Here is a 1,106-nt window from a genome sequence, read left to right as displayed (position 1 = left end):
ATAAACATGACCACTGCCAAGAGGAATCTTTCCTACTACTTCCGCAAACTCATTTGGCTCTTTATATACCCAAGATTGGCGTTGCATACATTGCAACCAACCTAAGTTATTGGTTAGCCAATCAGACGGTAACGAGACGTTCTTTCGAGTATCTACATCTGTAGGGTCGGGCTCTTTAGGATTAGAACCATTTCCTATGAACCATTCAATAGATTTATTTCCAACTAAGTAGTTTAAATCTACATTACCAGAATTACCAGTTATGCCTGCAACGCTACCTCTATCAGTATATTGCCAAATATCACAGCTATAAGCAGGTTTACTGCCACCATAACGAGGAATCCATAGGAAATCTGCACTTACACTATTTAATCCATAACTTGTATACATGTGATGTGATACATATAATCCAACTTTCCAGCCTGCCGCTCGGCAAGTATCAATGAAAGCCTGAGACGCTTTTGCCAAGTTAGTTGGCCCGCAACTAGCAAGTGTATCATCTTCTACATCCAATACAAGAAACTTTGCATCCTTGTCAGCACGGTTCATAAAATCATTCGCTTCTACCATAGCATCCTGAACGCTTGTATAACATCCATAAGCATAATGACCAAATGGAACTCCATATGCTTTACAACCTTGTACATATTCCTTGTACTTTGAATCAATTTTATTAGATCCATATTGTACACGAATAATTGCAAGTTCCAACTCTTTACTCGCTTCTGCCCAATTAATAGTTCCATTATAATAAGATATATCTGCTATTTTCTTCATTCTTACATACTCCTTTTTTAATTACTGGAAGAAATTTTCCCTTTCTGCTAATAAATTTACCTTTGAATGAATTTACAAAAACCGCTAAAGAAATACGCTGAAACTTCTCCTTTTCTCTATAGTTAACACCTTAGGAAGAAACCCACTTCGTATTTATCAACATAAAAGTTGTATATTAAGATACCTTCTATAACAAAGCTATTTTTAAGTTTATTATTGATGTAAAAATAAAGAAGAACCGACTCATAAGAGCCCGCTCCTTTTTATCGAATCCAACGGATGATTTTTTCGTCAAATTCTACCCAGCCTTTATCTTTAATGTAAATCCA

Annotated in this window: 1 protein-coding gene; it reads right to left on the bottom strand. The window is 35.7% G+C overall.

The window, feature by feature from the left end; translation table 11 throughout:
- A partial coding sequence (locus BLV40_RS27770; protein ID WP_170833734.1) for a GH25 family lysozyme occupies positions 1 to 777 on the bottom strand: 777 nt, incomplete at its 3' end.
- Between the last annotated feature and the right edge of the window lie 329 nt (positions 778 to 1,106).

The organism is Bacillus sp. 166amftsu (genome assembly GCF_900107445.1).
Classification (GTDB): Bacteria; Bacillota; Bacilli; order Bacillales; family Bacillaceae_G; genus Bacillus_A; species Bacillus_A arachidis.
The sequence above is the reverse complement of the archived record's forward strand: the minus strand, read 5'-3'. Positions and strand labels throughout refer to the sequence as shown.